Here is a 26,019-nt window from a genome sequence, read left to right on the forward strand (position 1 = left end):
CTTTCCTGGGCTCTAGCGTTCTGCGTCACCGAGGGGAGCGGGCTCCATCACCGGAGGCACTGCGGCCCTATTCACCTTGCAGGGCAGAATGCGGTTCAGAAAGCGGAGGATCCCCCAAACCCAACTGACGGTGATCACCCAAAAGATCCACAACCCGCTTGCCCACGGTTGCGGCAAGTCCAAGGCCATCCCCCCAATCATTGGGCCAAGAGCAAACCCCGCCGCCCAGCAGAGGGAGTTGACCGACAGATACACCCCCCGCAAGTGATCCGGCGCCAAATCCGCCACCAAAGCAGAGGCAGAGGGGTTGTAGCTCACCAACGCCAAAGAGAGCACCGCCAGCGCCAAGACTGCCACCGCCGGGGCCGGAGCCCCCAATTCCGCCGCCAGACCGCTAAGCCAAACCAAAAGAAATCCCACCCCCCACATCAGGGCGGATCCCTGCAACCCTTGGATGCGCGTCCGGCGATTCAACCAACGGGCCACCGGCATCTGCAGCAGAGCGATCAAGGCCCCATGCAAGGCAAACAAAATGCCGATTTGCACCTCTGGGATCCCTACCCCATTGCGGAAGTAAAGGGGCATGCTGCTGCTGAGCTGGGCCACATAGGTGGTGAACAGGATATTCGACAGGCCAAACACCAAAAGGGAGCGATCTCTAAGGGCGGTTTTCCAACCTGCCAACACAGGCTCTGCTGCCGGACAAGTCGCCCGAGTTTCCCGGATAAAAAACCAAAGTACTGCCAGAAAGATTAGAAAAGTGACACCGTCGATTACAAACAAGAGCCGATAGGCCCCCGTCAGAGCCACCAGCGTGCTGGCCATAGCCACCCCAAGGCTGAGGCCCAGGTTATCCCCTAGACGGTTGAGAGCGTAGGCTTCGTTGCGCTGCTCACGAGTGGTTAGATCTGCTACAATCGCTTCCGCAGGCGGCCAGTACAACCCCTGCCCCAAGCCTGCAGCCATATTGGCCAGGGCAAAACTCCAGAAGTCATAGGAGAGCGCAAACCCAAACGACCCCAAGGTGGAAATAGCCAGAGAGAGGATCAAAGTGGAACGGCGCCCCCAAGCTCCATCGGCCATCGAGCCGCCCAGGATGCGGCCAAACACCCCGGCAAAAGCCATAATGCCTAGCCCCAGGCCCACTTGGGTGGCGGTCAGCCCCACCTGATTCACAAAAAAGAGACTGGCATAAAACAAGGTAAAGCCGGTTCCAGTTTGGGAAAGCAGCCGACCGATAAAGATCAGCCAAACCTGAAAACTGAGCTTCGGCCACCAAGAAGGGATCCACATGTTGAGTGCAGCAGGATGTTGAGTGCAGCAGGGGAGGGCCTACCTAGCCTACGGGATCCCGATCCTTGAGGCCAGGGCAAGGAGCCTGCTCTGACAAGTAAACTGAAAATTTGTGCAGCCAGGCTTGATGTTCGTTGCCAGAAGGCTCTTCACCCAGCGAGCCAGCAGACAGGGCAACCCATTTCCCCAACTCCAATCGCGTCAGCGGGACGGAGTCCAATATATTCGCTCAACAGCCGCGCCAACTTATAAACTCGATAATCGAGCTGCACTAAGCTACTTTTCATCTGCCCCAAAACACCCAGTCCTCTTCTGAGCCAACTTACAACCTTCAACCTTTCCCAAAACCTGCTGATCGCGTCAGCGGGACGGAGTCCTTGCAGGAAGCCAACCCCCATCTTGCTTGCTGCAGCCGAGGCGCAAGTTCCCTTTGCCCACAACAGAGCACCTGTAGCTCAGTCGCAAACCTGGACAAAGCTAGAAGAAGCTGTGCCTTACAGTTCTAGTACCAACAATTTTAACTAACGGGGGTGCGGGGGCAATAGGTCCCATGCTCTAGCCGCAGGGTGAGCACTGGGATACATGGATCCCCGCCATACCCCTGAGCGAAATCTGTAGTAAAGTCTACTTATGCTGGCGGTAACCTACAAGTACTGGGCTTATCCAGATGCCTCCCAACAAACCAGCTCACGGGCGGACGACGGGGATTGACCTGGTTTTGGAGCAATTCCTGACAACTTCAGAGGGCGCTTTTGGGAACGGCCCAAGGGCTTCAAAGCCCTGCAAGGCCAGCTGAGAAGGCTGCAACCCAGGGGGGCGAGAAAACAGCAGGGGTCTTGCCACTGGAAGAGAGCACCACTGCAGGTTGCCAGGATGCAGCAGGGCATTGCCAATGGTTGCCAAGAGTTTCATTTCCAGAGGGCCCATTGGCGTTGAGACCGAGGGCAGACCCTCTCTATCTTTTCTTTGTGGAAGATCTTTGTGGAAGACCTCAAGGCCAAGGGCTGGGCAAGGGGGATGTTGCCCAAGGATTGCGTCGAGGCTGCCTGGGGATAGATTCTCTGCCTTCTGGAGTGGGTTTGCTGGAAGGGTGGGGTGGACTTTGCCAAGGTTGACCCCAAAGGAAGCGGCCAAATCGGTTGCAAGTGCTGGGGGATGGTTAGCAACAGCTGGGCTGTCGGGGGGCCTCAGTGCCCTGAATGCCGGTACCGGGTGCATCGGGACTCAGCCTCAGCCTTGGGAACTGTGCTGGGTGGATTAGAGGTTGTTTTGCGAGCTGGCAGTGCCTAGGGGGGAGGCTGGGGAAGGGGAACCGCCTGTCCAGTTGTTCTGTCGGGGGTTGTAGACCCAGACAAGTGGCGTGGGGCAGGAATGCCCGACCGCGAGGTAAGGACTCCGTCCTGCTGACGGGAAGGGTGGCCCGCGCTCTGTCCATAGGATGAGCGCCGGGAGGATGTCACTCTTGCCGACTTTGGTGTTCGCGCCAGAACTGCTCCGCAAAAGCCACCGTCGGGTGGAGAGGGGCACGGGGTTTGCTGCGCAGGGGCATGTTGGCTTCTTCAGGGGTGCGGTTGCCCTTGCGTTGATTGCAGCGTTCGCAAGCCGTCACCACATTGTCCCAACTGTGGGATCCCCCTTTGGAGAGGGGCACGACATGATCCAAGGTCAGATTGTGGGTGCTGCCACAATACTGGCAGGTGTGGTGATCCCGCCGCAAAACCTCCCGCCGATTCACAGGGGGCACGCGCCAAGCGCGCTCTTTGCCCTTGATGGTCAGGCGAATATGTTCGGGCACTTCAATGACCTGGCTGGGGGAGCGCACCTTCCACACCGGCACATTCATCATCGAGAGCGGTTCGGCTTTGCCTGTTAGCAGCAGCACGATTGCCCGCTTGATATTGACCCGGCTGATGGGCAAATAGTTTTGGGAAAAGACAACGATCGACTGTTCCAGAAGGTGGGTAGCGGCAGTCATGGCTCAGCTCTTCCTTTTGCCGCCATTCTCCTGAGGAATCTTGCGAATGGCAAGCTTTTCCCCACCGCCATCGACACCGGCAGCGCTCAGACATTCAAGAGTTTCTTACGATCGCGAGCCAGACAGATGGGCTAGTATCCGGGTGATGGTTGGATCCCGTACCGCCCATGACTTACCCGCTGCACGTCGCCCTGGTTTGGCACCAACACCAACCCCTCTACAAAAGTCCGGTGGCGGGTAAATATCGCATGCCTTGGGTGCGCCTACACGGGATCAAAGATTACCTGGACTTGGTGTTGCTGCTGGAGCGCTATCCCCGCCTGCACCAAACGGTCAACTTGGTGCCCTCCCTGATTGTGCAAATCGAAGAGTACGTAGCCGGCTCGGCTTTTGATCCTTACCTGGAACTGACCTTATCCCCTGTCGAAAAGCTCAGCCCCGATCAACTGCGCTTTGTGGTCGAGCGTTTTTTCGACAGCCACTACCCCACCATGATCGAGCCCTACCCCCGTTACCGGCAGCTCTACAACCAACGGGAATCTCAGGGGGTGAACTGGTGTCTGCAGTACTGGACTCCGCAGGACTTCGGGGATCTGCTGGCCTGGCACAACCTGTCTTGGTTTGATCCTCTCTTTCAGGAGGATCCTGAGATTGAGGGCTGGATCAAAATGGGATCCGGTTTTACCCTGGCGGATCGGCAGCGGATCTACGCCAAGCAACAACAGATCCTCGGCGCTATCCTGCCCCAGCACGCCAAACTGCAGAGCAGCGGCCAACTGGAGCTGACCACCAGCCCCTATACCCACCCCATCTTGCCCCTGTTGGTGAGCGAGCGCTCGGCACGGGTGGCCCGCCCAGGGTTGCCCTTACCTCGCTACCCCTTTCACTGGGAGCAGGATGTCCACACCCAACTGGAGCGGGCTAAGCAGATCTATCGGGAGCGCTTTGGCCGCGAGCCGCGGGGCCTGTGGCCTTCGGAGCAATCGGTGAGCCCTGCCATTGTGCCGATTGTGCAAGAACAGGGCTTTGATTGGATCATCTCCGACGAAGGGGTTTTGGGGTGGAGCCTGGGCCAGCCTTTTCATCGCGATGGGCAGGGCCACATTCTGGAGCCGGAGAAGCTCTACCGCCCCTACCGCCTGGAAACCGAGCGGGGGGATTTGGCGATTGTCTTTCGGGATCACCGCCTTTCGGATTTGATTGGCTTCAGCTACAGCGCCATGCCCGCCGATGCTGCCGCCAAAGATCTCATTGGCCATCTGGAGAGCATCCGCAACCGCCTGCCCCAGGAGCAGCCCTGGCTGGTGACCATCGCTCTGGATGGGGAAAACTGCTGGGAGTACTACCCCCAAGATGGCCGGCCCTTCTTGGAAAACCTCTATACCCGCCTCAGCCAGCACCCGGCGCTGCGCTTGGTGACGGTCTCCGAGTTTCTGGATCAGTTTCCTCCCACTGAGTTTTTGCCGGCAGAGCAGCTGCACAGTGGCTCCTGGATCGAGGCGGACTTCACCACCTGGATTGGGGATCCCGTCAAAAACCGCGCTTGGGAGCTTCTGGCCCAAGCCCGTCAGGTGATTCAGGATCATCCCCGCGCCAATCCCCAAGCCTGGGAGGCCCTCTGGGCCGCCGAGGGATCCGATTGGTTCTGGTGGTTTGGGGCAGGCCACTCCTCCGCCCATGATGCCGTTTTCGATCAGTTGTTTCGGGAGCACCTGCAGGCGCTCTACACCGCTTTGGGAGAGGCAGTGCCGACCGTGCTGCGATTTCCCCTGGAGGATCATGACGGCCTAGGGGATCGCCTGCCGCAGGGGTTTATCCACCCGGCCATCAACGGTCGTCCGGCAGAACGGGAGTGGAGCCAAGCGGGGCGGGTGGAGATTGGAGCGGCCCGAGGCACCATGCACCGCAACAGCATTGTTCGTCGCCTCTGGTACGGGTTCGATCACTTCAACCTCTACCTGCGGCTGGATTTTAACTCGGTGGTGCAGCGGCCCAGGCAATTGCTGGTGCTGTGGTTCTACCCCAACCGTGTCACCGTCAACAGCCCCATTCCCCTGCAGGGGTTGCCGGCAGAAGCTCCTCTCAACTACCACTACCGCCACCTGCTGCGGTTGTCGCTGCCGCCTCCCGGCACCGGCCAGCATCCGGCAGAGGTGCAAGCCCAGCTCTTGCAGGCAGGGGAGTACCACACCTGGCACGCCATCGGCCATCAAGTGAAGGCGGTGGTGGATGCCTGTTTGGAGGTGGCCATCCCCTGGAGCAATTTGGGCGCCCAGCCGGGTCAGGAGCTGCAATTTGTCATCCTGGCCGCGGATGGCGAGACCTTTCAGGAAGGGATCCCGCCCAAGGCCACCATTGCCCTGCGCAGACCCTGAGAGTGATGACCAGCAGAGCTTCAAGTTATGTCGCGCGATCTCTATCCCCCCATCGAGCCCTACGATCAAGGCTTTCTGGCGGTTTCCTCCCTCCACACCCTGTACTACGAGCAGTGCGGCAACCCGGCAGGCAAGCCGGTGGTGTTTTTGCACGGGGGGCCTGGAGGCGGGATCGATCCCATCTACCGGCAGTATTTCGATCCCAGCCGCTGGCGGGTGGTGCTGTTCGATCAGCGGGGCTGCGGGAAAAGTCGCCCCTATGCCGAGCTGCGGGAGAACACCACCTGGGATCTGGTGGCGGATATCGAGAAGTTGCGCCAGCATCTGGGCATTGATCGCTGGTTTGTGTTCGGGGGCAGCTGGGGCAGTGCCCTTGCCCTGGCCTATGGGCAAACCCACCCCCAAGCCTGCCTGGGGTTTATCTTGCGGGGCATTTTTCTCTTGCGCCCTTTTGAGCTCCGCTGGTTTTACCAGTCGGGAGCCGGCTACTTTTTCCCCGATGCTTGGGAACATTACCTGGAGCCGATCCCTCCCGAAGAGCGGGATGACCTGCTGGCAGCCTACCACCGCCGCCTCAACGACCCAGATCCCCAGGTACGGCTGAGGGCAGCTCGCGCCTGGTCCGTCTGGGAGGCCAGCACCAGCAAGTTGATCCCCAGCCCAGAGCTCATCGAGCGCTTTGGTCGGGGAGAGTTTGCCGAGGCCTTTGCCCGCATTGAGTGCCATTACTTTGTCCACGGCGGTTTTTTGGATCCGGAGGATCAGCTCCTCAGGGGGGTGGGACGGCTGCGGCATCTGCCGGCGGTGATCGTCCAGGGGCGCTACGACGTGGTCTGCCCGCCCATCTCTGCTTGGGAGCTGCATCAGGCTTGGCCAGAAGCAGAGTTTCGGATGATCCCCGATGCTGGCCATTCCATCACCGAGCCCGGAATCCGCACCGCCCTCCTGGAAGCCACCGATCGCTTTGCCGGTTTGTGAGCCCCGCCGAGCCAACCCAGTGCTGCCAGGGATCCCAAGACCTTGAAGAATTGCTACAGGAAGGCCGGCAAAACCTTGGGATCCAGCCCAGAAGCACGGCCAAGCCTATCGACAGTTGGCGATTTTGGGTTTATCACTGAGGGAGGGGCGGTGCAAGCTGCCCACACCTGGCTGGTGCATCCACCCAAGTGCTTCGCGGATTCAAGCTCATTTCTACTTCACCGTTTCCAGGGTCGAACCATGCAGAAACCAACCCATCTGTTCAAGCTTGCCCTAGCCCTGCCCATCTCCTTCTTGCTGGCAGATGCAGTTGTGGCCTACCCCTGCGACTCGGTTGGGGGTGAAGCTTACAACCACCACGGCTCCACGGTTCAGGTCAGCAGCGACGCCAACAGCTTCGGGGTTCAGTGGTCGCCTGCCTCCTCTGCTGTCGGCAACGGCTTCATTGGAGTTGCCATTGAAACGGTGAACGGCGAGCAAGCCCAGAGCGCCATCAGCCGTCGTCTGTTCGGCCCCGCACTTCGAGTTCAGGGGGTGCAGGTGGTCGGCTTGCTCCAGGATGGTCCTGCTCAACGAGCCGGTCTGGCCCAGGGCGATATTTTGATTGGAGTGGATGGGCAGCGGGTCACCTCCGTGCAACATGTGCAGCAGATCATCCAAAATACCCCGGTAGGCCAATCGGTGCCGATTACCTTCCGCCGCGGCGGGCAGGTGCTGTCAACGGTGGTTGTGGTGGGGGATGGCCGGGTGTTGCGCCCCTTGATGCTGCAGCAGCAGTGAGCCTTGTCGGGATCCCTACCCGGAGACCTCCGTAAATGCCGATGGGAGTTTCAGGATGGGCCGTCTGGGCAGTTTGTGCTCTTAACGGGTTGCTGTTTCTGGCTCTGATCACCCTTATCCCCATCATTTTGAAGCTGCGCTCGGCTCTTGGGGTTACGGAGCGGGCCATGGCCGATTGGCGAGAAGCAGCTCAACAGGCCTTGGCTCCCACTCCCGCTGAGTTGCTGCGTCTGCGGGATCGTCTGCGCGAGAATCGCCGTACCCTTGCCCGCTGGCAGCGTCGTTTGCAGTTCTGGCAAGGGATCCGCAGGGTGGCCGTTTGGCTGGGGCGTAGGCTTTGAGGGATATGGATAGCAACTATCCTGTCTCCAATCCCATCCGGTTGCAGGTCATGGCCAACGCTCTGGCGGGGATTGCCGAAGAGATGGGAGCCCGCCTCATCCGCGGTTCTTATTCGGCCAACATCAAGGAGCGGCGGGATTGCTCCACAGCTCTGTTTGACGCGCAAGGGGCTTGCATTGCCCAGGCAGCTCACATCCCGGTGCATTTGGGCGCCCTTTCGCAGGCGGTGCGAGCGGTGGTGGCAGCCAACCCGCGACCCGGAGATGTGTTTCTCCTCAACGATCCCTACCAGGGGGGATCCCATCTGCCGGACGTTACGGTGGTCGCGGCCATTCCCGGCTGGAGGGATCCCGACCGGATTTGCGCCTATGCTGTGAACCGTGCTCATCATGCTGATATTGGAGGGATGCGCCCTGGCTCCATGCCCGCCGACTCCACAGAACTTTGGCAAGAGGGGCTGGTGATCCCGCCGATACGGCTGGCTGGGCTCTCTCTAGAAGGAGAGTTGTACTGGCAGGAGGATCTGCTGCGCCTAATCCTGGCCAATGTGCGCAATGCCGAGCAGCGGCGGGGGGATCTGCAGGCCCAGGTGGGGGCCAGCGCAGTGGGGATGAGCCGGTTTCGGGAGTTGCTGGCCCGCTTTGGAGAAGAGGAAGCTTGGCAGTTGATCGCAGGGGTCATCGAGTACAGCCGCCGGCGGATGCGGGCGCAAATTCAGGCTCTGCCCGATGGGATCTACACGGCTGAGGATTGGTTGGAGGGCTACGGGGATCCGCCCGCGCCCCTTGAGATCCGGGTGCAGGTGGAAGTAGAGGGCGAGAAGCTGCGGGTGGACTTCACCGGCACTGCTCCGGCCATGGCGGGAAACCTGAACGCGCCCCTGGCCGTCACCCGCTCGGCGGTGTTGTTTGCCCTGCGCTGTCTGTTGGATCCCACGGCCCCCAGCAATGTCGGCTTGGAGGATCCCATCGAGATCGTGGCGCCGCCCGGCTGCTTGGTGAATGCCCAGTTTCCGGCAGCAGTGGTGGCGGGCAATGTGGAAACCTCGCAGCGAATTGCCGATGTGGTGTTCAAAGCTCTGGCTCCCGTGGCCGGATTGCGGAGCATCGCCCAGGGACAGGGCACCATGAACAACTGTGTGCTGGGCAACCGCCGCTTCACCTACTACGAAACCTTGGGGGGTGGTCAGGGGGCCAGCCGACAGCGACCGGGCCTGGATGGCGTCCACGTGGGCATGAGCAATACCCTCAACACCCCCATCGAGGCTCTGGAGCTGGAGTATCCCCTGCGGGTACTGCGCTACGAGCTACGCCAGGATTCCGGCGGCCATGGCCAACAGCGGGGCGGCTGGGGGCTAATCCGCTCCATCCAGACTTTGCAGGATTGCACCCTCTCCCTGCTCACCGAGCGGCGCCACTATGCCCCCCAAGGAGAACAGGGAGGCGGGCCAGGCCAAGTGGGGATCAACCTCCTCAACGGGGATCCCTTGCCCGGCAAAATCAGCCGCTCCCTAAAAGCCGGCGACGTGATCACCCTCTACACGCCGGGCGGCGGGGCTTGGGGCTCAAACAAGGATGAGCAGGCTCCCGAACCCAGGTAGCGCAGGTGGTCAAGAAACAACTGCTCGCAGCGGCGGATCACCTCATCGCGATTGGCGAAGTGCTCTAGCCTTTGCACTTCTTGACCTTTCTCAAACAAAATTAGGGTTGGCAAAGAGCGCACCCGATAGCGGCGCGGCAGCCAAAAATTGTCGTCTACATTCACCCGCAGTACTTTGACCGCCCCTCCCCACTCGGCTACGAGACGGTCGGTAATCGGCTGAATGAAGCGACACAGGCCACACCAAGGGGCGCCGAAATCCACCAAAACCAACCCATCACTTGTCAAAAGTTCTTGATTAAAAGCATCTAAAGCAACTTGCAAGGCCATCACTCCCAAACTAAAGAAGTTCTTTGGGATCATGCTACCAGGCAACTCGGCTGGCTGCAGAAACCATTTGTGGATGGAAGGCGTAAAGAATCACTACAAAGCTGAACACCCCCAAATAGGCCCAGCGCAGAAACTCTCGCGGGCGCAGTTGCTGTCGCTTCTGCAGAATGGCCAAGCCGGGGATCACGGAGGTGCGCGCCTTGAGATCGCGGAAGGCCTGCCCGTATTTCCGCTCCAGGCGGTGATCCCCGTGCCAAACCGCAAACAGGTGGTAGGCAATGAGCCCAAGCGAGGTCACCACCATAAAGCTGGAGCCAATCCAAAGGGTATGGGCTACACACCAGATCACCTGGCCCACCATTTGCGGATGACGGGTGATGCGGATGATCCCGGTCTCAAACAGGTGGATCTCCGGCTTGCGAATGGCGGCGATCTCCAGCAAGTTGAAGGTGGCCGGATACAAAAAGAAAAAAGAGAGGGCAGACAAAAGAGCAACGGTGGTGCGAATGCCCGGGACGGCTTGGAGATCCCAGAGAATCACCCCGTCGTAGCGGTGGTTGAAAAAATAGATGAGCAACAGCGGTGCCAAACTGAGGCTCACCAGAGCAAAGAAGATGCGGTACAGACGGGATCCCAGCCGGCTTTCCCCCCAGGGTCGCAAGTAGGCCAGTCCGCTGTGAGCACAGGCAAATCCCAAGATTAGGGCCAGCATTGTCCAATGGGATCCGTACTGGCCCAGCTTCTGCAGAAAGTCGCTGAAGGGGGTGAACAGCATCTTTTGGGTGACTCCTCTGGTGTTGCTGTGGCTTATGCTTAAAAGTAAGTTACATTAGGTTCCCCATGCTCAAAACTTTTTTTCTGCGTCTTGTCAGCCTGCTCCTGTCTGTAGCCCTTTTGCTGGGCTCAGCGAGCTCAGTTGCTCAGGCTGCCCGTCTCACCGGCAAGTATTACGAAGACAGCATGACCTTGATCCAAACCCTGCGCACCGTCCTTTCAGAAGGGGATCCCCTGATGAACCCGGAAGAGGCGCGAGCGGAAGCCATGCAAGCCATCCAGGAGTTTTCTGGGCGCTACCACGGCCATCGCTACGATAAGCTGCAGTCTTTTACCACTTTGCGCACGGTGTTTAACACGCTGGCCTCCCAGTACCGCACTTCCAGTCGACCTCTCAACCCCGAAAAGGTGGAGCGGGTGCTAATGCAACTGGATCGGGCCGAATTGGCCCTGCGCCGAGAAGGTTGAGCTTTTTTAGATCTCCGAGATCCAAATCACAGGCAAATCTCCTCGCTGTGGCCAAACTGTTCCCAGTCCCCGGAAGCCAGCATCTCCTCAGATGTCTTTTGTCAGATGTCTTTTGGAACCTGAAGGGGAAGAGTAAGGCTTTCTTGCTCATTTCGATTTTCGATTGAGGACTTGGGAGGTTGTGATGGTCAAAAATCGTTGGGCTTTGATCCCGCTGCTGCTGATGGTTGGGGCTGTTGCTTCTCACCCAGCTTGGCTCCTGTCTCTCCCAGCCCAAGGACAGGTCGTTGGGGCTGTCGAGGAGGGATCCCCGGGCCCCTTTTTTGCAACGGATGGCCTGGCCCTGCGGGGCTATGACCCGGTGGCCTATTTCATCGACGGCAAGCCGGTCAAGGGATCCCCAGCGTATGAATGGGAGTGGGGAGGGGTGACCTGGAGGTTTGCCAGCGCCGAGAATCGGGAGCGGTTTCGCAACGACCCAGAGCGCTTTGCCCCCCAGTACGGCGGGTTTTGTGCCTGGGCCGTGGCCCACAACTACCTTTACCCGGTGGATCCCTTTGCCTGGAAAATTGTTGATGACAAGCTGTACCTGAACGCCAACCAGCGGGTACAGCGTAACTGGGAGCGCGACATCCCCGGCTTGATCAAGAGGGCAGATGCCAACTGGCCAGCTTTGAGAAGCCGATAGGCCCAAGTCCCTCTGGCCTGGGGTTCAATGGGCGAGGCGCAGGGTCACCTTGATGCCAACTCGGTAGGGGCCGCTTTCGCAGAGTTCCAGCTGGCCTCCCATTTCTCTCAGGAGCCGCTCGCTTACCCGCCAGACGGCACAGCCCTCTGTTTGAATGGGCACATGGCATCGCCCCTCAAGGTTCCACCCCAGGCACAGTCGCCCCTCTTCTTCTGCGGTGGGATAGGGGTGCAAAGCCATCGAACCGTAGCGTAGGGTGCGGATGCCCCAGCGACACACTCCCAGCAGCGCCTGCACCAAGCCGTGGGGATCCGCCCAAACGGTGAGGCTGTCGGGGAGAAGGGGCACCTCAAAGGCCGAGGTGGGTTGTAGAACCGGCCATTCGTAGCGAATGCCCTGATCCTGGGCCTGTAGGCGAGTTAGGCTGTACACATCCTGCAGGAGGGGGCGTAGTCGAGTCGGTTCCGGTCGCAGAGGTTTGATGGGCAGGTTATGGCGAGCCAGGCGGGTGTATTCCTCAAGCAGCTTGATCAGGCGCTCTACCGCCTCTTTGGCACTTTGAAGGTATTCCCGCTCCTCTTCGGGAGAGTCACATAGATCCGACAACACCAACTGCAGGGATCCCATCTGGCTGCTGAGGGGGTTGCGCAGCTCGTGGCCGATGCTGACGAGCAACTCTTGTTGAAAGGCCCGCATCACCTCAGAGCGTTCAAAAGCAAACTGCCAATCCACAGCCCCTTGCCCGTCGGCAGGGGCGGCCTGCTGGGGGAGTGGATCGGGTTTGGCTGCAGGCAAGGGTTTCCTCAAGAGGTGCTCCGAAGGAAAGACGGGGGATCCCGTCGAGGTTCAGATCCTTGGGTTTGGATCTTTGAGTTTTGGACAGCGAGGACTACGTCCCGCTGAGGCAATCGGGCTGCGGCAATACCCTGTCTTATGGGATCCTACCCTTTTCTATCCGACGAAGTGGGCGCTGACCACCCGTTCAACCCCGGCCAGATCTCGGTGAACTTGGATCTGCCGATAGCAGCCTCTAGCTTGCAACTGCTCCGCCACCCAAGGGGCTTGGCCTCGCATCACTTCCACCGCCCAAAAGGAGTTCGGGGCCAAGTAATCCGGTGCTGCTTGAATCAACAGCCGCAAGTGGGCTAGGCCGTCTTCTCCCCCATCCAGAGCTTGTCGCGGCTCGTGCAGTCGCACCTCTGGCATGAGCGAGGCCAGCTCGGCAGAGGGAATGTAGGGAGGGTTGGAAACCAGGCCGCGCAGCTGCCCCCGCCAGGGATCCAAAGGTACAAACCAGGATCCCAGCAGCAACTTCACCCGCTCCTGCAGATGGTGGGCTGCCACATTGTCTGCTGCAATAGCCAAGGCCTCTGGGCTAGAATCCACGGCCAGAAGCCGCAACTGGGGGTGCTGATGGGCCAACGCAATGGCAATCGCCCCGCTGCCTGTACCCAGGTCGGCAAAACAGGATCCCGGCGGCAGAGGATTGGCCTGTAGCCAAAGGGAAGCCTGCTCCACCAGCAGCTCGGTCTCCGGGCGTGGGATCAGCACCGCCGGCGTCACCCGCAAGCTCAAGCCCGCCCACTCAACTTTGCCCAACAGGTACTGTAGGGGGATGCGCTCTTCCACCCTTTGCCGCCAAAGGGCCTGCACCTCCTCCAGGGGATCCCCCTCCCCAGCCGGAGCGCGACCCATCAACCGCTCCAACGGCCCCCACCCCAGCCGTTCTTTGAGCAAAATCTCCACTTCCTCGGCAGGGATCCCAGCCGCTTTTGCCGCCCTCAGGGCTTGGGCACGCCACTCTGTTAACCGCTTCACCAGAGCAGACGGGGATCCCATCAGGGGCTTAGGTTAACGCTGAGGCTGGGGACTTGCGGAAGGATTGGCCGGTCGGGCCAGCGATTGGATGTACTCCAGCGCCGAGCGAGAGGGGATAAAAGCGATCTTCTGCACATCGGCCTGTGCGTCGGGAGCCAACATGCGCTCCACCACAATGGCCAGCGAGGTCACTTCAATCTGGGTCTTTCCAACTACATCCGGGTTCTGCGCCGCCGCCCGATCCAAAGCCCTCCGCAAATCGTTGCGGTCGAAGAAGAAGGGCACCACCTCATGGCCATCCTGCTCGATGGTCAGCAGCCCCTCTCCGGAGCGGCCATAGAACAGAGGCACACCAATCGCTTCTGCAGGCACATCTTGACCGGTTTCCTTCAGCACCTGCTTGGCTGCTTCCACATCAGAAGCCCGAGGCACCACCTCAAAATACAGGTCACTATTCTTGGCGCGCTCCTCTTCCGATTTTTCGTAGGCATACCCCAGCGAGAGAGGCACCACCCGGGCTTGACTGGCTATCTCGGGGTTGCTGGCTTTCACCTGCTCCAACATTTGTTGGGCCTGGGCCTGATCCAGCCAGAAGGAAACCACTTGGATGGTGCGGCCATCTCGCTCCACATTGGCGACAACGGGGGTGCCGTTCTGAGACACAATGGCAAAAACAGGCACCAGATTTAGCCGCTCCGCCACCTCTTGCCGGCTCATGGGGCCTGCCGCAGCCTGAGCCAGTAGAGCACTCTCCTGAGCCCAAACAGGAGTCACAGCCAAACCCCCCCAAGCCGTCCCGATCAGGATCCCGGCTATGCTGCTCACCTGAGCTGCACAGCGGCAGAGGGAGCGCACAGGCGATACTACATTACAACGCGTCATTCTCATCTCAACTCCCGGCATCGCGCCTTGTTCTGGTTGCTATGGGGTCAGCTTCCTAAGTACTAACCAACAGCCTGGGGCAAATCAAAAGCTGCCTAGATTAAACCCGCTCAACAGGGCTTAGGCTAGCGATGCGGCACACTCTCAGCCTTAGGATCCCGGTTGGCCATCGCTGACAACACCCCGGCACACCTATCTTGAAGAGCGCTCTTGGGCCACCCTAGAAGCCAAGGTTAGAACATCTGCTCGACCTCTGTCGAGGGGCAAAGCCCCTATTTTGGGTGGGGATCCCGCATCACCCAATACTATATACGGAGTCGCATACAACTGATCCACGCTAGATGCAGATCCCTCCGAGGGTTGTGTACCCAGCTCTCCCATAAAACGCTGCCTATTCCAGCCTTGTTCGGCGGTGTCCTGATGTAGCCGCGCAAACGTGGCAGCTGCTGTTAACTTTTGTTAAGGTAGGGGTGCGAACCCACAGCTGTAGGGAGCATTGAGTCATGGCTAAGATCTTCACCACTGAATTCAACCAATTTGAGACCATCAACGCTACTCAGGCCTGGTCTTTGTTTTTCACCATCAGCGCTTCCGATCGGCTGCTGGGTGACAACCCGGCTGTTGGCCGCTACCTAACGTTGGCTTTGTTCAGCGCCGTCCTCACCGGGATCCTGAATGTGCTGGTGGCTTCTTAGCTTATGGGGGTGTGGGGGTAGCTAAGCCCCGTACTGTACGTAGGGTCAGTGCCGGGATACAGATACCCCCACATGGTGTATGATGGGAGCAGTTGCACAAAACGGCTTTTGCCGGAATCTGGTGCGACTACGCGGTGGGACATCCCGTGTCTGCTCGCTGAGGGTTCTTGCGAAAGCTCCCCGATGAAGCGAGAAGCCCACCCTGTACCCGTAGGGTCAGCGATGGGAGTATGTCACCTAGACCCTTTGCGGACGGAACGAGTTTTTTGTTAAGAGGCCGCCGGCAGAGGCAGCTTGACCTGAGACAAGGGGATCCTGCTCTCAGGTTTTTTGATTTTGAATGGGAAAGGATCCCTTGTTCTCTTTGTGGGGCTGTCTTCCGATGAAAGCTGCTGGGATAGATTTCGCGGAAACGGATCACTTTGAGGCGCCGCCTCTGACCACCAAGTTGCCCCTGCTGCTGGCCCCGGCGGGGGATTGGGAGTGTGCCAAGGCGGCAGTGGAAAACGGAGCCGATGCCATTTACTTTGGGCTGGAGCGCTTCAACGCCCGGATGCGCGCCCGCAACTTTACGGAAGCGGATTTGCCGGAACTGATGGCCTGGCTGCACCGGCGGGGGGTACGGGGCTATGTTACTTTGAATACTCTGGTTTTTCCAAGGGAGCTGACGGAAGCCGAGGGATACATCCGCTCGATGATTGCGGCGGGGGTGGATGCGGTGATTGTGCAGGATATTGGCATCGCCCGCCTGATCCGGCATCTTTCCCCCGATTTCCCCATCCATGCTTCCACGCAAATGACCATCACCAGTGGAGTGGGAGCGGAGTTTGCCGCCGAGCTGGGCTGTGAGGTGGTGGTGCTGGCGCGGGAATGTTCCCTGCGGGAAATCGCCCAGATCCAGGCCTATCTGCAAGAGAAGGGATCCCCTCTATCTCTGGAGGTCTTTGTGCATGGGGCGTTGTGCGTGGCCTACTCGGGGCAATGTCTGACCAGCGAGGCGCTGGGGGGGCGTTCGGCCAATCGGGGGGAATGTGCTCAAGCCTGCCGCATGCCCTATGAGCTGGTGGTAGACGGGATCCGCCGCGACTTGGGGGAGAAGCGGTATCTGCTCAGCCCTCAAGATTTGGCCGGGCTGGAGGTGCTACCGGAGCTGGTGAAGCTGGGGATCCGCTGTCTGAAAATTGAGGGCCGGCTGAAATCCCCAGAATATGTAGCCAATGTAACGCGGGTGTATCGGCAGGCCTTGGATGCGCTGGGGGTGGGACAGCCGTGGCAGCCCTCGCAACAGGAACGCTACGAGCTGGAGATGAGCTTTTCTCGTGGGCTCTACACAGGCTGGCTGCGGGGCATCAACAACCAGGAGCTGGTGCACGCGCGGTTTGGCAAGAAACGGGGGGTTTACCTGGGGCAGGTGGTGGGGATCCAACAGGATCAGGTGGGGATCCGGCTGGAGGCACCCCTCAAAGCTGGGGACGGCGTGGTGTTTGACCAGGGGCAGCCGGAGTTGCCGGAGCAGGGGGGGCGAGTTTACCGGGTGCAAGAGAAGCAGGGGCTGGCCTGGCTCAGCTTCGGAGAGGGGGTCATTGATCTCAAACGTCTGCGGGTGGGGGATCGCCTCTGGAAGACCAGCGACCCGGAACTGGAAAAGCGCCTGCGCCAGAGCTACGCCGGGGATCACCCCCGCTTTCAGCGGCCCGTCCACATGGAGGTTCACGGCCAAGTGGGATCCCCGCTGACGCTGATCCTGCGGGATGAGCAAGGCCATACGGTGCAGGTGGATTCGCCGCTGCCCCTGGAAGCTGCCCACCGCCAACCCCTCACCACCGAAAAACTGCGACAGCAACTGGGCCGTTTGGGCTCCACTCCCTTCAAGTTGGGATCCCTGCACAATGCCTTGCAGGGGGAGGTAATGCTGCCGGTGAGCCTGCTCAACCAGATGCGCCGACAAGCGGTGGAACGCCTACAAGCTCTGCGAGCTCAGCCCCCGCGCTGGCAACTCAATCCCGAAGCTCGCTGGCAAGATCTGGTGCCTTCTCAGGAGGAGCCCGAAAGGGGATCCCCGCAGTTGGTGGTGTTGGTGCGGGATCCGGCGCAACTGCCGGCGGCGATAGCCAGCGGTATTAGGCAGATCTATCTGGAGTTTGAGGATCCCCGCCGCTATCGGGAGGTGATCCGCACAACCAAAGCCATCCATCCTGAGGTGGAGCTGTGGGCTGCCCCGCCCCGCATCACCAAGCCGGGAGAAACCTGGATCCTAAAGCAAGTGTTGGCCGCTGGGGCCGATGGCTACTTGGTGAGAAATTACGATCATCTCCGTTTCTTTGCCGGGCAGCGCTGCATTGGGGATTTTTCCTTGAATGTGGCCAATCCCATCACGGCCCACTATCTCAAAACCCGTTACAACCTGGAGCGCCTGACGGCTTCCTATGACCTCAACCATGAGCAACTGGGATCCCTGCTGCAAGCCGGCCCCGCCCATAGGTATGAGGTTACCCTTCATCAACATATGCCCCTGTTCCACATGGAGCACTGCGTCTTTTGCGCCTTTTTATCCAGCGGAACGGATTACACCAATTGTGGTCGCCCATGTGAAAAACACGAGGTGAAGCTGAGGGACAGGGCCAATGTCGAGCACATTTTGAAGGCCGATGCCGGCTGTCGGAATACCCTCTACAACGGCAAGGCCCAAACGGGGGCAGAATATGTGCCGAAATTATTGGCCTTGGGCCTGCGCTATCTGCGCATCGAATTTTTGCATGAATCCCCCGCCGAGATCCAACAAACCCTGCATCGCTATCAGCAACTCTTACAAGGACAACTTAGCGGATCCCAACTGTGGCAGGAGCTAAAGCTATACAGCCAATTGGGGGTTACGCGCGGGTCTTTGGAGAGTTAACGGCTGCGCTGTCTTTCTCTAGGGCGCCGGCTCTGCAGCTGTGCTCCGACCGGAGCAATGCGAAAAACATTCCGGCAAAGTTGGCGTAAAATTTCCTCAGGGTATTGTTATTCCCAGGTGCTTCCCCAACCTCTTCTCAGCTTTTTCTCTATCCTCTGGTTGCCGTGAAACACACCCTCAGCGCCCTCGTGCAGGATCAGCCTGGCGTTTTAACCCGCATTGCGGGGATGTTTGCCCGTCGCGGCTTTAACATCGACAGCCTCACCGTTGGCCCCACCGAACGACCGGGGATCTCTCGCATCACCATGGTGGTGCAGGGAGATGAACACGATGTGGAGCAGATGACGAAGCAGCTCTACAAGCTCATCGACGTGCTGAAAGTTACCGATATCACCCATGTTCCCTGCGTGGAACGGGAGCTGATGCTGGTCAAGGTCAATGCCAGCCCCGATACCCGCTCCGCCATTATGGATGTGGCCCAAATGTTTCGCGCCCGGATTGTGGATGTGGCGGAGGAGTCTTTGACTCTCGAGGTAACCGGGGATCCCGGCAAAATGGTGGCCATCATCAAGATGTTGACCAGCTTTGGCATCCGTGAGATCGCCCGTACCGGCCTGGTGGCTCTCACCCGCGAGTCCGGCGTGAATACGGAATACCTGAAGCAACACCCCACCTTAGTTACCGTCTGATGGCCTCAGGGGAAGCGATGCCAAAACTGGGGTGGAGTTGTAGGGGATCGGTTCTGCGGGGCACGATTAGCCTTGTGGCTATTGTGCTGGTGGGGCTGCTGGTCGGCTGTGGCCCCAGGCCGCCAAAACCGATTGTGCAGCAGGCCCTCGCCTATCAGATCGCTCATTTGTCCGGGCCGGTGGGATCCTTAGTGGGCAGCGACCGGTTGTCGGCACATCTGGAATTGCAGGATGTGAAAATCCGCCAAGATCGCCGTGAACCCTTGCTGTTGGCCTCAGGAGAAACCCTGGAAGGCCATCACCTCAGCGGCACCTACACCCTGAGCGTGCAGCCGCCGGGATCCCGCCGCCCCTATCGCCGCAAAGGGGATCCCTTCCAGATCACCCTGGCTCACCAAAAGGCACAAACTGTTGCTACACAACGCTCGCCCGACCGCGTCAAAACCGTGCCCGAACGGTGGCTGCTGGCCTACAGCTCACCGGATTCCAAGACTTGGGAGGTCATCGACTTTCTGCCTCAGCCCGCACCGGCACCGGAGTTGCCTCCTGCCGGGCCAGAACCTACACTGCCGGCAACTGCACCTGCTGCCGCCGACGTTGGCAGGACGGAGTCCGATGGAGCTCCCAGCCCTACCAATACTTCCACTCCCACCTGAAGTAGAGCATGACTCTAGTCAATAATAAGCTCAACTATACTGAAAATAATGTATAAGTATAATATGTTCAGTACGGATTACTACCAGTTGATCTTTCTGTTTACTTTCGAGTCTGCCAACATGGTAGCCAAAGCAAAGCAGAAAATTGGTAGTAAGACGACACGGAAACTGCGCTTTGGGTATTCTACTCAAAGCTTTGCGGGATACCGCCATTCTGTTTGGAAACAAACAGAATGCTATCGCTGCATAGTTGAACAGTGATGTTCAGCAGTGTTCAGCATAAATGTATCAGTTATGGGGATGTCCCAGCTCACCGCAGCAGAGCTGCCCCCCAGCCAAATAGCCCATCCACCAACAGGGTATTCAGCACTGCTCCCGCAAATGCCCAATGGTGCAAGCGGCGGGATCCCTGGACTCTCCACAATCCAACACCCAGCAACAGAAGGCCCAAGCCGATGCCCCAACCCAGGCCCCAGGGGGTAGCCATTTTGTCGAGGGCCGCCCTAAAAGGGACAACCGCCTGCTCCAACCGGTCAAACTGCATCGCCTGCCGCCACTCAGGCAGCAGCCCCACCGAGTGAATGTAGAGATCTGTAACCGCCGTACCCCACAGGGAGCCGAGATAAAACCAGGTACCGATGCGGGCAAACCGTCGCCGTGTCCCCCACCAGACAATCGGGATCCCCAAGGCTTCCATGGGCATGTGCCAAAGAGGCTCAAAGCGCAGCCAGCCCCAATACAGGGATCCTGCCAGCCAAGTCAGGGTAAAGCCGTACAGCAAATCTCCCCACAGGCGGGTACGGGGCTGGGAGTAGAGATGCAAGCTAAGGCCCAGCCAGCCCAAAGACATCACCAAACTGACCCAAGGGGCATATCGCACCAGGGGCGCTTGCACAAAAACCGGCAGGCACACCAGCAGAGCTGCCATTCCCCCAATGGCATGGTGGGATCGGAAACGCCTTTGAACCGAGAGAGGGCGGGGATCCAGCCCGGCCAAACGCTCAGAGGACAGCAGAGGCTCATCTTGGAGAGGGGGTAAAAAAGGTGTAGAAGACAAAATGCAATATTAAAAACCTTTACATCAGTTAACATAGCACCTTCTTTGCCCTTCCCTCTTCTCCCCAGCAGGAGCGGGGAAGCCTTGGGGGCCTGGCATTCTCTCTCCAGAGATGTCAGGGTGGGAAGGAGGTGCTGGCCGGAGGAAACCGTATGGACTTGTTGTTGGCAGGAGACATCGGGGGCACCAAAACCAGCCTCAGCCTTGTCAATGCCGAGGATCCCGAGCACAGCCTTTACCACTGCCGCTATGCCAGCCAAGATTACGCCAACCTCGCCCCAATGGTGGGAGAGTTTCTGGCCCAGGCTCGGCGGGAGCTGGGGCGAGATCCACAGCCTGCTGCCGCCTGTTTTGCAGTGGCCGGCCCCGTCATGGAAACAAGGGGCTCAGGGTCTGAGGGACAGACTGCCAAAGTGACCAACTTGCCCTGGGATCTGCAGTCGAGCCAATTGGCCGCAGAGCTGGGGATCCCGCGCGTAGCCTTGATCAACGACTTCAGCGCTGTGGGGTATGGCGTGCTTGCCCTCGGCGACCAGGATCTGGACACCTTGCAAGTGGGTGAGCGTCAACCGCGGGCTCCGATTGGCGTGATGGGAGCAGGCACGGGTTTGGGGCAGGCTTACCTTACCTGGGGAGAAGGGGGTTACCAAGTTCATGCCAGCGAGGGCGGTCACGTGGACTTTTCCCCGCGCACCCCTCTGGAGTGGGAGCTCTTGAGGTATTTGCAAAAACGGCACGGACGTGTCTCCACCGAGCGGGTGGTCTCGGGGCAGGGGATCGTTGCCATTTATCAATTTTTGCGGGATAGCCAGTGGGGCTCAGGAGAAGAACAGCTGCTGGCCCAAATTGAGGCTTGGGAAAAGGGAGCTAAGCATATTGACCCGGCAGCCCAAATTGCCAATGCTGCCATGGAAGCACGGGATCCTCTGGCGGTGGAGTGTCTGCGGCTTTTCATCAGCCTGTACGGGGCTGCAGTCGGGAACTTTGCCCTACACCTATTGCCGCGCGGGGGCCTGTTCATCGCTGGGGGGATCGCGCCCAAGCTCTTGCGCCTACTGCATCAAGGGGAGTTTTTGTCCTCGTTTTTGGACAAAGGGCGGATGCGTCCTCTTCTGGAGCAACTGTCGGTGCAGGTGGTGGTGAATGCGCAGGTGGGGCTGAGGGGAGCTGCTCGCTACGCCGCCAACCTTTGGTAGGGAGCAGCCGCTGCTACTAAGGTTGCCGCCCCTGGAACACCCCATCCAGCAGGTGATGGCAGCGACCCCAACGGATGCTGGAATCGTGCTGGAAAATCTCGCCCAGCCGCCCTTTGCTGGGATCCCAGACTTCTTCCTTGAGCCAGCAGATGGGGCAAGATGGGATTGCGCCTTTGCTTGGCTGGCCCCATACCGGAAAGCACTCCGCCTGGGGCTGCGCTATCCAACCGACAATGATTGCCACCACGCAGAGGGACTTCATAGAAACTTCATGGTTGATCCGATGAATCCAATCTTTTGGGCTTTGGGCATAGCTGTGCTGCTGGCCGTGGGCTTGGCAGCCTATCTGTTGACTGCTCGCAAATACGAGTCTCCCGCCTCTGTGGCCAAGTCTTACGACGAGTGGACTCGGGATGGGATCCTAGAGTTTTACTGGGGCGAACACATTCACCTAGGCCACTACGGCTCTCCTCCCCAACGAAAAAATTTTCTGCAGGCCAAGCACGACTTTGTCCACGAGATGGTGCGCTGGGGGGGGTTGGATCGACTGCCTGCAGGGACAACCGTGTTGGATGTGGGCTGCGGCATTGGTGGGAGCTGCCGCATCTTGGCCCGCGACTACGGCTTTGTTGTAACCGGTATCACCATCAGTCCTCAGCAGGTGAAGCGGGCCCAGGAGCTCACCCCCCCTGATCTGCCTGTCCAGTTTCAGGTGGCAGATGCCCTCGACCTGCCCTTCCCCGATGCCAGCTTCGATGTGGTGTGGTCCATTGAGGCAGGGCCTCACATGCCGGACAAGGCCCGCTATGCCCAAGAGATGCTGCGGGTGTTGAAGCCAGGGGGGATCCTGGTGGTGGCCGACTGGAACCAGCGGGACGACCGGCAAAAGCCCCTGAACTTTTGGGAGCGGCTGGTGATGCGGCAACTGTTGGATCAATGGTCACACCCTTCCTTCTCCAGCATCGAAGGCTTTGCCGAGCAGTTGGAGGCTACTGGCCTGGTGGCGGGACGGGTAGAAACCGCCGACTGGACTCAGGAGACCCTTCCCTCTTGGCTGGATTCCATCTGGCAGGGCATTGTCCGTCCCGAAGGGTTGCTGAAGTTTGGCTTGGTGGGCCTGATTAAGTCGCTACGGGAGGTGCCCACTTTCTTGCTCATGCGCCTGGCCTTCGGCACCGGCCTCTGCCGCTTTGGCATGTTCCGGGCCGTGCGAGCCGCCACGTCGGCAGACTCCACCCGCACAGAAGTGGTTGCCCACAGCAGCCAATAGGAGAATAAGAGAGATGACAACTCTTGCTCCCACTCCGGATACTTTGGCAGCCCTCTACGACGTGATTATCGTCGGCGGAGGCATCGCGGGCTTAACCCTAGCTTGTGCCCTGCGGGGATCCGGCCTGCGGTTGGCCCTCATTGAGGCCCAGTCGGCTGAGGCAGTCAAACAGCGCCCCCTGGCCTATGCCCTTTCGCCGCTGTCAATCCGCATCTTCCGGGCCGTCGGGGTGTGGGAGGCGCTGGCTCCCCACATTACGCCCTTTGCTCAGGTGATTTTAACCGACGCCAACGCTCCCCAGCGGGTGACGTTTAGACCGGAGGATGTGGGGGAAGCGGCAGTTTTCTACTGTGGCGAGCATGCCTGGCTGCAGCAGGCGCTCCAGGAGCAGGTGGCTGCCGATCCCAAAATTAGCTGCTACTACGAAGCCAAGGTGGAGAGCGTAACCTATGGGAAGGCTGCAGCCGAGGTAGAGCTGGAAACGGCCCAGGGGCGTCGCCAACTGCGGGCCTCCCTGGTGGTCGCCGCCGACGGCCTGCGCTCCCAGGTGCGGCAGTGGGCAGGGATCCCTAGCGACGGCTGGGACTATTGGCAGTCCTGCATCACCGCCTTGGTGGCCCCTTCCCAAGACCACCGAAACATTGCCTACGAGCGCTTCTGGCCTGCCGGCCCCTTCGCCATCTTGCCCCTGCCCGGCAACCGCTGTCAGGTGGTCTGGATCATGCCCCACGAGCAGGCCAAAGCCACCCTGGCCCTTCCTCAGGCCGACTTCTTGGCCGAGATGCAGCGCTACTACGGCGGTCAGAGCGGCCAGCTCACTTTGCTGAACCGGCCCCAGGTTTTCCCGGCTCGCCTACGGCAAAGCCGCCGCTACTATCAGCATCGTCTTGCCTTGGTGGGAGATGCCGCCCACCACTGCCATCCGGTGGCTGGCCAAGGGCTCAACCTCGGCATCCGCGACGCCGCTGCCCTGGCCCAGGTGCTCCTAGACGCCTGGAGACGGCATGAGGATCTGGGAGATGTCAAAGTCCTGCGCCGCTACGGTCGCCGTCGCCGCTGGGAAAACTGGGTGGTGCTGCTCTTCACGGATCTGCTCACCCGCACTTTCTCCAACTCCTACTGGCCCGTAGTGGTTATGCGGCGGTGGATCCTGAGAGGGATGATGGCCTTCCCCCCCCTGCGGTGCTTGCTGCTGTGCTTGATGACGGGACTTTGGGGGAGCTCTCCCTACAGTCCCAGCTCCTCCTTGGCCTTCTGAGCGGCCAGGAGCACCTCCGCATCCTCAGCCTGAGACCAGTCGGGGTCGGCGATCTCGGCGTAGAACCGCTGGTCGTAGGGGCGGGTTTGCACCACCACCGGCATGGGCACGGCATGGCCCAGAATTAGGGCTTGCTGTTTGGAGTCCAACTTGGCCAGCACCGTTTTCAAGTTCTGGCTGCCCGCCACCCCTGTGAACACCGCCTCGATATCTTGGTCGTCGTTGAGCAGCGCCGTAATGCGAGTGCCCAACTGAGACATCACCTCGCTGTCGATGCGGGAAGGGCGCTGATCCACCACCAGCAGCGTGACAAAGTACTTGCGCATCTCGCGGGCAATGGTGCCGAAAATGGTCTGCTTGGCTGCCCGCGGATTTAGAAAGCGATGGGCCTCCTCGATGGTGATGCACAGTTGACGGGGCTTGTCGAGGGGATTTTTGGATTGCAAGTACCGCTCCGTCTGGTGCACGTAGGCCTGGTGAATGCGGCGGGTGATGACGTTGGCAGCCAACATGTAGGAGAGCAGGTTGGACTGGGATCCAAACTCGATAACCACGTGAATGCCGCGGCTGAGGGCATCCAAAATCTGGCCGATGTAGTTGTGGGGCAGGGTGCTGCGGATGTACTTGAGGTTGTCAAGGCGGGTGAGCTTGCGCTGCAGGGCCATCATCGAGGCTTTGTTGCCCATTTTCTGTTCGCAAAACTCTTGAATCTCGGTGTTGGAAAGGCTCAAGAGGCGGCTGATCCAGTCGCGGCCAAACTCGTTGCGCAGGATAATGGCGTTTTCCAGGCTGGCTTCCGATAGGTTCAGCTCCTCTGCCAACAGGGCCAGATCCTCCACCTCGATCTGGTTGTAGGCGATGAAGAGCTCCTGCGCATCCCGCACCCCTCGCCGCCGGGTGGAATCGGGATCCAGGGTATAGATCTGTACCTGACCGGGAAAGAGCTGCCGCAAGCCCTTGACGGTGCTGGCGTGTTTGTCTTCGCTGGCCGCCTCCCAGCCGTACTCGGAGTGCATGTCAAAGATCAAGTTCACCGCTGCCCGTTTGCGGATGATGCCGGCCAGGATCAGGCGGGCTAGAAAGGACTTGCCGGTGCCCGATTTGCCGAAAATGCCGTTGCTGCGCTCCACCCAGCGATCCAAGTCCAAACAGATGGGCACAGCCATGTCGAGGGGCTGGCCGATAGCAAAGTTGCGCCGCTCCGGGTCGTCTTCCCAGCCGAAGACGGTGCGAAAGTCCAGTTCCCGTGCCTCATACACTTGCGAAAAATGGGCGGGCACTGTTTTCACGGGCAGCAGCTCCATGGCGCCAGCGGAAGGGGGTTCTTGGCCGAGGGGAGCTGCCAACGCTTCTGGCCGTTCGGGATTGACCAGGGGATACAGCCTTTCCCCTTCCGTTTGCCGCGGCACCAACATCAGCATCGGGGTGAGGGCAATAATGCCGTAGGTGCCGGTACCGGCCAGCACCTCCTGCAGCAAGGTCTCTTCCGGGCGGGGGGGATTGACCAGAATTTGGGGGTTGCTGGTTTCTAGGGTAACGTCAGTAAGCAGGCCAAAGAAGCGGTTGCGCTGCCCCTGGATCACCACGAATTTGCCCACCCGCAAGTCTTCTACCGAGACGCCGGGATTGAGGCGAGCCTCCAGTCCCCGACTCAGGGATCCCTGAATCACGGTGGCCAAAGGTTGAGGAGGGGTCATGGCAGTGGGGGTTGGGTTCCAGATGCCTTATTCAGTTGCCCATCTGTAAGCGGGCGCTGGTGCGGGGGGCGCCATCCTGCACAATCCAGGTGCGGACGATCTCCACTTCCTCGGGTGTCCAAAAACCTAGACGGGACAGGGGCAGCCCGCGGGCTTGAATGTAGGCAATCTCAGGGGATCCGCCGCGAGCTTGGGGGCGGTTGAGCTGAACTCTAGTCTCGACTGAATGCAGTGTACATTATATATATTCAGTATGCCCCAATTTGTAGCTCCAAAGGGAACAGCAATAGGTTTAGTGCTGAA

General features: G+C 59.6%; 25 protein-coding genes and 1 pseudogene. 16 read left to right on the plus strand and 10 right to left on the minus strand.

Annotated features, from left to right (window positions below; all coding sequences use genetic code 11):
- Nucleotides 1-12: 12 nt before the first annotated feature.
- Nucleotides 13-1,293 carry an MDR family MFS transporter gene (locus ACVWXZ_RS00540; protein WP_011432585.1) on the minus strand — a complete coding sequence of 427 codons (1,281 nt, stop codon included), beginning with the start codon at nt 1,291-1,293 and terminating at the stop codon, nt 13-15.
- Between the two features lie 1,068 nt (nt 1,294-2,361).
- Here ACVWXZ_RS00540 and ACVWXZ_RS00545 point away from each other — a divergent pair.
- Nucleotides 2,362-2,583, plus strand: coding sequence for a hypothetical protein (locus ACVWXZ_RS00545; protein WP_457402261.1), 222 nt, complete (start codon nt 2,362-2,364; stop codon nt 2,581-2,583).
- A gap of 166 nt (nt 2,584-2,749) precedes the next feature.
- Here the strand turns inward: ACVWXZ_RS00545 and ACVWXZ_RS00550 are convergent, their stop codons facing one another.
- Nucleotides 2,750-3,268 carry an HNH endonuclease gene (locus ACVWXZ_RS00550; RefSeq protein ID WP_414350223.1) on the minus strand — a complete coding sequence of 173 codons (519 nt, stop codon included), beginning with the start codon at nt 3,266-3,268 and terminating at the stop codon, nt 2,750-2,752.
- Between the two features lie 167 nt (nt 3,269-3,435).
- Between ACVWXZ_RS00550 and ACVWXZ_RS00555 the strand changes: the two genes are divergently transcribed.
- The 5 genes from ACVWXZ_RS00555 (at nt 3,436) to ACVWXZ_RS00575 (ending at nt 9,343) form a co-directional block, all read left to right on the plus strand.
- Nucleotides 3,436-5,643: a glycoside hydrolase gene (locus ACVWXZ_RS00555; RefSeq protein ID WP_457439235.1), complete on the plus strand. Its 2,208-nt coding sequence runs from the start codon at nt 3,436-3,438 to the stop codon at nt 5,641-5,643.
- Nucleotides 5,644-5,670: 27 nt separating this feature from the next.
- Nucleotides 5,671-6,621, plus strand: coding sequence for a prolyl aminopeptidase (pip, locus tag ACVWXZ_RS00560; protein WP_414417410.1), 951 nt, complete (start codon nt 5,671-5,673; stop codon nt 6,619-6,621).
- 240 nt (nt 6,622-6,861) lie between these two features.
- A complete protein-coding gene (locus ACVWXZ_RS00565) occupies nt 6,862-7,401 on the plus strand; it encodes a PDZ domain-containing protein (RefSeq protein ID WP_457482001.1) in 540 nt (179 codons plus the stop codon).
- A 35-nt stretch (nt 7,402-7,436) separates the two neighbouring features.
- Nucleotides 7,437-7,742, plus strand: a complete 306-nt coding sequence (locus ACVWXZ_RS00570; protein ID WP_457482002.1) for a hypothetical protein — start codon at nt 7,437-7,439, stop codon at nt 7,740-7,742.
- A 5-nt stretch (nt 7,743-7,747) separates the two neighbouring features.
- Complete coding sequence (locus ACVWXZ_RS00575; RefSeq protein ID WP_457482003.1) at nt 7,748-9,343, plus strand: hydantoinase B/oxoprolinase family protein; 1,596 nt, start codon at nt 7,748-7,750, stop codon at nt 9,341-9,343.
- On the opposite strand, the gene ACVWXZ_RS00580 is transcribed toward ACVWXZ_RS00575, so the two are convergent.
- Nucleotides 9,280-9,672 carry a thioredoxin family protein gene (locus tag ACVWXZ_RS00580; protein WP_457482004.1) on the minus strand — a complete coding sequence of 131 codons (393 nt, stop codon included), beginning with the start codon at nt 9,670-9,672 and terminating at the stop codon, nt 9,280-9,282. The two genes, ACVWXZ_RS00575 and ACVWXZ_RS00580, sit on opposite strands and share 64 nt — an antisense overlap.
- 34 nt (nt 9,673-9,706) lie before the next feature.
- Complete coding sequence (locus ACVWXZ_RS00585) at nt 9,707-10,447, minus strand: NnrU family protein (RefSeq protein ID WP_457482005.1); 741 nt, start codon at nt 10,445-10,447, stop codon at nt 9,707-9,709.
- A gap of 65 nt (nt 10,448-10,512) precedes the next feature.
- On the opposite strand from ACVWXZ_RS00585, the gene psb27 reads away from it, so the two are divergent.
- Entirely contained in the window at nt 10,513-10,914 is a 402-nt protein-coding gene (psb27, locus tag ACVWXZ_RS00590) for a photosystem II protein Psb27 (RefSeq protein WP_414350230.1), read from the plus strand.
- 184 nt (nt 10,915-11,098) lie between these two features.
- Nucleotides 11,099-11,602 carry a YHS domain-containing (seleno)protein gene (locus ACVWXZ_RS00595; RefSeq protein WP_457482006.1) on the plus strand — a complete coding sequence of 168 codons (504 nt, stop codon included), beginning with the start codon at nt 11,099-11,101 and terminating at the stop codon, nt 11,600-11,602.
- 24 nt (nt 11,603-11,626) lie between these two features.
- Here the strand turns inward: ACVWXZ_RS00595 and ACVWXZ_RS00600 are convergent, their stop codons facing one another.
- The 3 genes from ACVWXZ_RS00600 to ACVWXZ_RS00610 all read right to left on the minus strand — a co-directional run bounded on the left by ACVWXZ_RS00600 (nt 11,627) and on the right by ACVWXZ_RS00610 (nt 14,302).
- Complete coding sequence (locus tag ACVWXZ_RS00600; RefSeq protein WP_457439225.1) at nt 11,627-12,397, minus strand: sensor histidine kinase; 771 nt, start codon at nt 12,395-12,397, stop codon at nt 11,627-11,629.
- A 156-nt stretch (nt 12,398-12,553) separates the two neighbouring features.
- The gene (gene prmC / locus ACVWXZ_RS00605; RefSeq protein ID WP_414424626.1) at nt 12,554-13,441 is read right to left on the minus strand and encodes a peptide chain release factor N(5)-glutamine methyltransferase; all 888 of its coding nucleotides are present in this window, start codon (nt 13,439-13,441) and stop codon (nt 12,554-12,556) included.
- A gap of 12 nt (nt 13,442-13,453) precedes the next feature.
- On the minus strand, nt 13,454-14,302 hold the full coding sequence (locus tag ACVWXZ_RS00610; protein WP_457441270.1) for a Tic22 family protein: 849 nt from the start codon (nt 14,300-14,302) through the stop codon (nt 13,454-13,456).
- A gap of 503 nt (nt 14,303-14,805) precedes the next feature.
- On the opposite strand from ACVWXZ_RS00610, the gene ACVWXZ_RS00615 reads away from it, so the two are divergent.
- The 5 genes and pseudogenes from ACVWXZ_RS00615 to ACVWXZ_RS00635 form a co-directional block, all read left to right on the plus strand.
- Entirely contained in the window at nt 14,806-14,997 is a 192-nt protein-coding gene (locus ACVWXZ_RS00615) for a hypothetical protein (protein ID WP_457439220.1), read from the plus strand.
- 382 nt (nt 14,998-15,379) lie between these two features.
- Nucleotides 15,380-17,893, plus strand: a complete 2,514-nt coding sequence (locus ACVWXZ_RS00620; protein ID WP_457441272.1) for a DUF3656 domain-containing U32 family peptidase — start codon at nt 15,380-15,382, stop codon at nt 17,891-17,893.
- Between the two features lie 164 nt (nt 17,894-18,057).
- Entirely contained in the window at nt 18,058-18,582 is a 525-nt protein-coding gene (ilvN, locus tag ACVWXZ_RS00625; protein WP_011432604.1) for an acetolactate synthase small subunit, read from the plus strand.
- Nucleotides 18,583-18,656: 74 nt separating this feature from the next.
- Nucleotides 18,657-19,238, plus strand: coding sequence for a hypothetical protein (locus tag ACVWXZ_RS00630; RefSeq protein WP_457439216.1), 582 nt, complete (start codon nt 18,657-18,659; stop codon nt 19,236-19,238).
- Nucleotides 19,239-19,292: 54 nt separating this feature from the next.
- Nucleotides 19,293-19,488, plus strand: a pseudogene (locus ACVWXZ_RS00635) (hypothetical protein); the annotation flags it as partial.
- A 60-nt stretch (nt 19,489-19,548) separates the two neighbouring features.
- Here the strand turns inward: ACVWXZ_RS00635 and ACVWXZ_RS00640 are convergent.
- Nucleotides 19,549-20,295, minus strand: a complete 747-nt coding sequence (locus ACVWXZ_RS00640) for a DUF3120 domain-containing protein (RefSeq protein WP_457439214.1) — start codon at nt 20,293-20,295, stop codon at nt 19,549-19,551.
- 152 nt (nt 20,296-20,447) lie between these two features.
- On the opposite strand from ACVWXZ_RS00640, the gene ACVWXZ_RS00645 reads away from it, so the two are divergent.
- Nucleotides 20,448-21,491 (plus strand): glucokinase, encoded by a 1,044-nt coding sequence (locus ACVWXZ_RS00645; protein WP_414344654.1) that lies wholly within the window; start codon nt 20,448-20,450, stop codon nt 21,489-21,491.
- A 16-nt stretch (nt 21,492-21,507) separates the two neighbouring features.
- Here the strand turns inward: ACVWXZ_RS00645 and ACVWXZ_RS00650 are convergent, their stop codons facing one another.
- Nucleotides 21,508-21,753, minus strand: a complete 246-nt coding sequence (locus ACVWXZ_RS00650; RefSeq protein ID WP_457439212.1) for a hypothetical protein — start codon at nt 21,751-21,753, stop codon at nt 21,508-21,510.
- 21 nt (nt 21,754-21,774) lie between these two features.
- Between ACVWXZ_RS00650 and ACVWXZ_RS00655 the strand changes: the two genes are divergently transcribed.
- A complete protein-coding gene (locus ACVWXZ_RS00655) occupies nt 21,775-22,761 on the plus strand; it encodes a methyltransferase domain-containing protein (protein WP_041436329.1) in 987 nt (328 codons plus the stop codon).
- Between the two features lie 13 nt (nt 22,762-22,774).
- A complete protein-coding gene (locus ACVWXZ_RS00660; protein WP_457439210.1) occupies nt 22,775-24,019 on the plus strand; it encodes an FAD-dependent hydroxylase in 1,245 nt (414 codons plus the stop codon).
- Here ACVWXZ_RS00660 and ACVWXZ_RS00665 read toward each other — a convergent pair.
- Entirely contained in the window at nt 23,989-25,716 is a 1,728-nt protein-coding gene (locus ACVWXZ_RS00665; protein WP_457439208.1) for a helicase HerA domain-containing protein, read from the minus strand. The two genes, ACVWXZ_RS00660 and ACVWXZ_RS00665, sit on opposite strands and share 31 nt — an antisense overlap.
- Between the last annotated feature and the right edge of the window lie 303 nt (nt 25,717-26,019).

This window comes from Thermostichus sp. MS-CIW-38 (assembly GCF_054058415.1).

Bases quoted from the DNA above. Each gene is read 5' to 3' on its own strand.
- ACVWXZ_RS00620 (WP_457441272.1), top strand. From the start codon at position 15,380: ATGAAAGCTGCTGGGATAGATTTCGCGGAAACGGATCACTTTGAGGCG.
- ACVWXZ_RS00660 (WP_457439210.1), top strand. From the start codon at position 22,775: ATGACAACTCTTGCTCCCACTCCGGATACTTTGGCAGCCCTCTACGAC.
- ACVWXZ_RS00540 (WP_011432585.1), bottom strand. From the start codon at position 1,293: ATGTGGATCCCTTCTTGGTGGCCGAAGCTCAGTTTTCAGGTTTGGCTG.
- ACVWXZ_RS00585 (WP_457482005.1), bottom strand. From the start codon at position 10,447: ATGCTGTTCACCCCCTTCAGCGACTTTCTGCAGAAGCTGGGCCAGTAC.
- ACVWXZ_RS00650 (WP_457439212.1), bottom strand. From the start codon at position 21,753: ATGAAGTCCCTCTGCGTGGTGGCAATCATTGTCGGTTGGATAGCGCAG.
- ACVWXZ_RS00580 (WP_457482004.1), bottom strand. From the start codon at position 9,672: ATGGCCTTGCAAGTTGCTTTAGATGCTTTTAATCAAGAACTTTTGACA.
- psb27 (WP_414350230.1), top strand. From the start codon at position 10,513: ATGCTCAAAACTTTTTTTCTGCGTCTTGTCAGCCTGCTCCTGTCTGTA.
- pip (WP_414417410.1), top strand. From the start codon at position 5,671: ATGTCGCGCGATCTCTATCCCCCCATCGAGCCCTACGATCAAGGCTTT.
- ACVWXZ_RS00570 (WP_457482002.1), top strand. From the start codon at position 7,437: ATGCCGATGGGAGTTTCAGGATGGGCCGTCTGGGCAGTTTGTGCTCTT.
- ACVWXZ_RS00665 (WP_457439208.1), bottom strand. From the start codon at position 25,716: ATGACCCCTCCTCAACCTTTGGCCACCGTGATTCAGGGATCCCTGAGT.
- ACVWXZ_RS00610 (WP_457441270.1), bottom strand. From the start codon at position 14,302: ATGACGCGTTGTAATGTAGTATCGCCTGTGCGCTCCCTCTGCCGCTGT.
- ACVWXZ_RS00645 (WP_414344654.1), top strand. From the start codon at position 20,448: ATGGACTTGTTGTTGGCAGGAGACATCGGGGGCACCAAAACCAGCCTC.
- ACVWXZ_RS00615 (WP_457439220.1), top strand. From the start codon at position 14,806: ATGGCTAAGATCTTCACCACTGAATTCAACCAATTTGAGACCATCAAC.
- ACVWXZ_RS00575 (WP_457482003.1), top strand. From the start codon at position 7,748: ATGGATAGCAACTATCCTGTCTCCAATCCCATCCGGTTGCAGGTCATG.
- ACVWXZ_RS00595 (WP_457482006.1), top strand. From the start codon at position 11,099: ATGGTCAAAAATCGTTGGGCTTTGATCCCGCTGCTGCTGATGGTTGGG.
- ACVWXZ_RS00550 (WP_414350223.1), bottom strand. From the start codon at position 3,268: ATGACTGCCGCTACCCACCTTCTGGAACAGTCGATCGTTGTCTTTTCC.
- ACVWXZ_RS00555 (WP_457439235.1), top strand. From the start codon at position 3,436: ATGACTTACCCGCTGCACGTCGCCCTGGTTTGGCACCAACACCAACCC.
- ACVWXZ_RS00565 (WP_457482001.1), top strand. From the start codon at position 6,862: ATGCAGAAACCAACCCATCTGTTCAAGCTTGCCCTAGCCCTGCCCATC.
- ACVWXZ_RS00655 (WP_041436329.1), top strand. From the start codon at position 21,775: ATGAATCCAATCTTTTGGGCTTTGGGCATAGCTGTGCTGCTGGCCGTG.
- prmC (WP_414424626.1), bottom strand. From the start codon at position 13,441: ATGGGATCCCCGTCTGCTCTGGTGAAGCGGTTAACAGAGTGGCGTGCC.